Here is a 5,782-nt window from a genome sequence, read left to right as displayed (position 1 = left end):
TTGCCTTAACTCCATTATTATTACCTTCTCAAGAAACGCAAAAATAAATCGCCATATCGTCGGCATCTAAAGCAGCGATCGCACTTGGATTGTCTGCCAATTCAGCGCGAAACTGGGCAATTTCTTCAGCAGTAACTTTAGTTGATTCAATATTCATAGGTTGTTCTTATTTACAGACAATACTAATTGTATAGTTTCTATTTTGCCATCTAAAGTGTTAATCTAACTGGTTACTGATAACTGAAAAAGTTCTTAATTCCCTACCATTGTGATAATTGCTGTCATTTAAACCACGACAAAGTTAACTAATTTGCCCGGGACAACAATCACTTTTTTGATTTCCTTGCCCTCTAAATAACGTTGGGCGATTTCTGATTCCAGGGCGAGGGTTTCTAGGGTGCTTTTATCGGCACTAGCGGGAACTTGTATCGTGCCTCTGGTTTTTCCCAAAATTTGGATGACAAGGGTAATCTCGTCCACAATCAGGGCAGTAGGATCAACTTTTGGCCAGGGTTGCAGGTGAATTGATTGGCTATGGCCTAAAGCTTGCCATAATTCTTCGCTAAGATGGGGAGCAAAGAGGGAAAGTAAGATTAATAAGGTTTCGATTCCTTCCCGATAAATGGGGGATGCAAAACACTTATTATCCCCTAAAGCGTTACTGAGTTTCATCAATTCGGAAATGGCGGTATTAAATTGATAATCTCCTTCTAAATCCTCGGAGATTTCTTTAATAGCGGTGTGAATTGCCCGTCTTAAATCCTTGTCAGTTTTCGAGAAAGTCTCTATTTTTTTGACTTGCTTGGCTTTATTTTCAATATATTCGCTGACTAAACGCCACACCCGATTAAGAAAGCGAAATTGTCCTTCTACCCCCGCATCATCCCACTGTAAATCTTTTTCTGGGGGTGCGGTAAAAAGTATAAACATTCGGGCAGTATCGGCCCCGTATTTTTCGAGAACTTTCAGAGGATCAACGCCGTTATATTTCGACTTAGACATTTTTTCAAAGAAGAAAGATAGAACTTCTCCCGTGTCTTTATCGCAATATTTATCCTCTTTATAGATAACATTTTCTGCGGGGACATATTTGCCAGTTTCGGGATTTTTGTAGGTTAATCCCTGTACCATTCCCTGGGTTAACAGACGGTTAAAAGGTTCATCAACATTAACTAAACCTCGGTCCCTTAAAACTTTGGTAAAGAAACGAGAATAGAGTAAATGTAGGATAGCGTGTTCGATTCCTCCGACGTATTGATCCACGGGCATCCAATCATTAACCTTCTCGAATTGAAAGGGTATACCTTCATTTTTAGCATCGGTATAACGGAGGAAATACCAACTAGAATCGATAAAGGTATCCATGGTGTCGGTTTCCCGTTTTGCGGGAGTTCCACAGCGAGGACAATCCACATTTACCCAGTCTTCTAATTTGGCTAAAGGGGAAGCACCTCGACCGCTAAATTCGACATTTTCTGGTAAAGTAACGGGTAAATTATCGATAGGTACTGGCACGGTTCCACAGTTAGGACAGTGGATAACTGGAATCGGACAACCCCAATATCTTTGACGGGAAATTAACCAATCCCGGAGGCGATATTGTATTCTAGCTTTGCCGTAACCTTGGGCAGTGGCATAATCAATAATAGCGGTTTTTCCTTCTTGGGAATTCAGTCCATTAAATTGAGCGGAATTAATCATAATTCCCGCTTCTGTATAGGCCTCTTTTAACTCAATTTCGCCACTTTCTGGAGTAATAACTATCTTAATTGGTAGGTTATTTTCCCGAGCAAATTTAAAATCGCGACTGTCGTGAGCCGGGACTCCCATCACTGCCCCCGTCCCGTATTCGTAGAGGACATAATCAGCAATTAAAATCGGAATTTCTTCACCAGTAAAAGGATTAATTGCCAGTCCTCCGGTTTTAATACCGCGTTTGGGTTTATCTTCGGCAGTTCTTTCTAATTCGCTTTCGCTGGCTATCTCTTGAATAAAAGTTTCTACGGCCGATTTTTGTTCGGGAGTGGTAACTTGTAAAGTTAAGGGATGTTCGGGAGCAAGTACCACATAAGTGACTCCATAAACCGTATCGGGACGAGTGGTAAAAACGGCAATTTTTTCTGTGGAGTTAACAAGAGGAAATTCTAAATAAGCACCTACCGATTTACCAATCCAGTTGGCCTGCATGGTTTTAACCCGTTCTGGCCAACCGGTAAGTTTATCTAAATCAGTGAGTAATTGTTCGGCATAATCGGTGATTTTTAGGAACCATTGCCGGAGTAATTTTCTTTCTACTTTAGCACCCGATCGCCAAGATTTTCCTTCACTATCTACCTGTTCATTGGCCAAGACAGTTTGATCGATAGGATCCCAATTCACTGCCGCTTCTTTTTGGTAGGCTAATCCTGATTCAAAAAACTGTAAAAATAGCCATTGGGTCCAACGATAATATTCCGGGGAACAGGTGGCAACTTCTCTTTCCCAATCGATAGATAATCCTAACTGTTGTAATTGCCGTTTCATCTGGGCAATATTTTGATCAGTCCATTTTGCCGGAGGAACTCCCCTTTCAATGGCGGCATTTTCTGCGGGTAATCCGAAAGCATCCCACCCCATGGGATGCAGCACGCGATAACCCTGCATTCTTTTCAGACGGGCAATCACATCGGTGATAGTATAGTTGCGAACGTGACCCATGTGCAGGTTGCCCGATGGATAGGGGAACATGGAGAGGGCGTAAAATTTCGGTTTATCGGCGTTGTCTGGGGTTTTGTCCAATCCCATTTGCTGCCAAATCTTCTGCCATTTCTGTTCGATTTCTGCGGGGTTGTACGGCACTGGGGTCTTTTCTCCTGAGTTGTATCTATCCCTCCCATTTTACCGCAGCCGGCTGGGGGCGATTGCCAGTCTTGGGGTTATCTACCCTAGCAAAAACCCTCTGGGTTTTAGTGGTTAATTTTCACGGCGAATATTAAACCTCTTGCATAATTAACTTTTGAGGGTTCAAAAACGTCAAAAATAAGGATTAAATCGCATAAAATCTGTAAATAGACCATTTAACTGATTATTATTCATTCTTAATTCTCCTGACTACTGACTACTGGCTACTGACTCCTAACCCTAACAACAATTTTTGATTTTTACAAGAGGTTAACAGCCGTTCGACTTCACCCAATAGTTACTTGACTGGTATCGACGCTGGTTGCCCCATGGACTTTACTGGCAATTGCCACCATTTTATTTAAAGTCGCCTGATTGGAAACCTTGCCTTTTAGTACAACTTTACCACCAGTTTGAGCGACCCACAATTTGTCTTCATCAGCTAAATCCGGTGTCTCGTCAAAAGCTAAAACTACTCGTTTAGCTAGGCCGCTTTCGTCGTATTTTCCATCTAATCCGACTCTTTCGGGGGGAATACCCGCAGCAGCGGCTTTCCCCGCGATCGCACTAGCGGCATCGGCCGGTTTATCTAAGCCAAAAATTCTTTTTAACCAATCCATTGCTAACACTCCTGATTGAGTTCTAAAACCCCAATTTCTTTAACAGAGATTTGGTGGAAACGATGTGTCTATCTAATCCTAAACGATCGGGACTCACTCCCACCGCTAAAGCGACTAATTGGGAAAAATGTAACACGGGTAAACCTAAACTTCGACCGATCACTTTTGCCACTTCCGGTTGTCGGGAATCAAGATTAAGATGGCATAAAGGACAAGGGGTGACTAAACAATCGGCCCCCGCTGCCATGGACTCTAAAATGTGTTTTCCTGCCATTTGGAACGATTGGGTGGTGGCATAACTGGACAGGGGCCAACCACAGCATTGAGTGCGTCCTTGATAATAAATCGGATTTGCTCCCACCACCCGAAAGACATTTTCTAGGGATTCCGGCTGAAAAGGATTATCGTAGGGGAGAGTATCCTGGGCTCGCAGGAGATAACAACCATAAAAACTGGCACAATTTAAGCCTGATAAGGGACGAACCACCTTGGCCGCCAGATTATCTAAGCCATAATCGCCGACAATTGCCCAGAGTAGGTGCTTAACCGTCGTCGTACCTTGGTAGGGGGAACAATGTTCTTTCTGTAAATAATTATTAACTTCCTCAACATAATTGGGATTATTATGCTTTGCTTCCTTCAAGCGCTCATCCACATGACCGATCACCCCTTGACAGGTGCTACAGTGAGTCAACAGGGGTAAATTGAGGGCTTCCGCTAGGGCAATATTGCGCGCATTGACGGTATCTTCCAAGAGTTGCGAATCTTCCTTATAGGTTCCCGAACCACAACAGGCAGCTTTTTTGAGTTCGACTAAATTAATCCCCAAAGCTTCCGTCAGGGCTGCCGTGGATAAATATAGTTCCCGACAGGCACCTTGGGCGACACAACCGGGAAAATAAGCATACTGGAGATTTTTGACTGTCATGGATTCTAGGAAATTACTACTCATTACCTATCTACCATCTTGCCCCCCTTCCCCCCTGTCATTACTAAAGTCATGGAATTTCTTAATAGACAGCCTTTTGTGAGCTGCTCCCAACAACTTTATGGGAGTTTGCCCCGAGAAATAATATCCCAAAAGTAGGAGAGCCATCTCAACAGTATAATGGCTCTCCTTGAGAAAATTTGTTGTCCTGAGGAGTCGGTTGTACAAATGGGAATCTGCCCGGTCAAGAGGTGATTTATTGGTAGAATTGAGAGTGCAGCCGAGAAATTACGGCGAGAAACCCTATTTTGTCTGCTTACGCCGCTTGGGGGAGGGTGATGACAGCATCAAAGTCAGCACGGCTAGGGAAAATCGAGAGAACCCGATCGAGTTGGGTTAATTCAAAGATAATCTTGACTGAAGGTGGAATAGAACAGATATTGAAGGATTTTTCTTGACTTTGAGCCAGACGAAAGGCAGTAACTAAAGCCATTAATCCAGCGCTGTCGAGGAATTCCACCCTACTCATATCCACGAGAAAAGTGATAGAGCGACTCCGGTTAACCAGATTGGTGAGCTGCTCTTGAAATTCTAGGACGTTAGCGGCGGTAATATAGCCGTTTGGCTCAAATAGAGCAATTTCCGGGACTTTTACAGGACTTTTCATGGCTGGGCTTTGAAATTCATAAATGAACCTTTTAACTGGAGATCAGATACCGCTATTATGTCCTAACTTTCTGATTTTGCAACCTTCGTCTTGATATATTTTCCCTCTCCTGAAAAGATTAATCTTTTCTTAATCTTTCCCCTTTAGGAAGGAACCACTTTTAGGTTAACCTGATGGTCCAGGGAGTAAAGAGGAACAGTGATCAAGGCTTATTAGGGCGAATACTAGGGGAAAGTCGTTAGGTTTAAGCTCTAATCCCGAATGACTGATGATGACCCAGCATTATACTGGTATTTTTGCTGAAATAAAGTAAAGCAGGATACAGAAACTAGATTTATTGAACTAGAGTAAGGAAATTGTGGATACCCAGCAGACTATCCGCCAATTAGTGGAACAAGCCCTATATTATCGTCAAATCACGCCAGAAATCGAAAACGGAATTAATGAACTCCTCGCTCGTCTTGGCTACGTTTCCGATGTGGATTACGAGGCCCTAGAGTTACTCATGGATGAAATGGACGAGGGCCGGATTAATCTCGTTCCGCGTCGGTAACTTCAGTTATCAGTTATCAGTTATCAGTTATCAGTGGTGAGTTATCAGTTCACTGATGGCCTTTCGGTTCGTTTTATGCAATGGACGGGGTTATAAGGGATGAAACCATTATATAGAAAGACATTTAGCGATCA

6 protein-coding genes are annotated in these 5,782 nt (G+C 43.0%); 1 reads left to right on the top strand and 5 read right to left on the bottom strand.

The window, feature by feature from the left end:
* Positions 1 to 28: 28 nt before the first annotated feature.
* The 5 genes from PX636_RS21670 to PX636_RS21650 all read right to left on the bottom strand — a co-directional run bounded on the left by PX636_RS21670 (position 29) and on the right by PX636_RS21650 (position 5,095).
* On the bottom strand, positions 29 to 157 hold the full coding sequence (locus tag PX636_RS21670; RefSeq protein ID WP_260324585.1) for a hypothetical protein: 129 nt from the start codon (positions 155 to 157) through the stop codon (positions 29 to 31).
* Between the two features lie 128 nt (positions 158 to 285).
* Entirely contained in the window at positions 286 to 2,838 is a 2,553-nt protein-coding gene (leuS, locus tag PX636_RS21665; protein WP_288118826.1) for a leucine--tRNA ligase, read from the bottom strand.
* Between the two features lie 329 nt (positions 2,839 to 3,167).
* Complete coding sequence (locus tag PX636_RS21660) at positions 3,168 to 3,500, bottom strand: BON domain-containing protein (protein ID WP_012267140.1); 333 nt, start codon at positions 3,498 to 3,500, stop codon at positions 3,168 to 3,170.
* Positions 3,501 to 3,522: 22 nt separating this feature from the next.
* Positions 3,523 to 4,452: a CoB--CoM heterodisulfide reductase iron-sulfur subunit B family protein gene (locus PX636_RS21655; RefSeq protein WP_288118823.1), complete on the bottom strand. Its 930-nt coding sequence runs from the start codon at positions 4,450 to 4,452 to the stop codon at positions 3,523 to 3,525.
* Between the two features lie 292 nt (positions 4,453 to 4,744).
* Entirely contained in the window at positions 4,745 to 5,095 is a 351-nt protein-coding gene (locus PX636_RS21650) for an STAS domain-containing protein (RefSeq protein WP_061430784.1), read from the bottom strand.
* 358 nt (positions 5,096 to 5,453) lie between these two features.
* Here PX636_RS21650 and PX636_RS21645 point away from each other — a divergent pair, with 358 nt between their 5' ends.
* Complete coding sequence (locus PX636_RS21645; RefSeq protein ID WP_288118820.1) at positions 5,454 to 5,648, top strand: hypothetical protein; 195 nt, start codon at positions 5,454 to 5,456, stop codon at positions 5,646 to 5,648.
* Positions 5,649 to 5,782: the final 134 nt, after the last annotated feature.

This window comes from Microcystis sp. M53598_WE2 (assembly GCF_030067735.1).
GTDB classification, from domain to species: domain Bacteria; phylum Cyanobacteriota; class Cyanobacteriia; order Cyanobacteriales; family Microcystaceae; genus Microcystis; species Microcystis aeruginosa.
The sequence above is the reverse complement of the archived record's forward strand: the minus strand, read 5'-3'. Positions and strand labels throughout refer to the sequence as shown.

Excerpts from the sequence above, each read along its gene's own strand:
- PX636_RS21655 (WP_288118823.1), bottom strand. The coding sequence starts at position 4,452 with ATGAGTAGTAATTTCCTAGAATCCATGACAGTCAAAAATCTCCAGTAT.
- PX636_RS21650 (WP_061430784.1), bottom strand. The coding sequence starts at position 5,095 with ATGAAAAGTCCTGTAAAAGTCCCGGAAATTGCTCTATTTGAGCCAAAC.
- PX636_RS21660 (WP_012267140.1), bottom strand. The coding sequence starts at position 3,500 with ATGGATTGGTTAAAAAGAATTTTTGGCTTAGATAAACCGGCCGATGCC.
- PX636_RS21670 (WP_260324585.1), bottom strand. The coding sequence starts at position 157 with ATGAATATTGAATCAACTAAAGTTACTGCTGAAGAAATTGCCCAGTTT.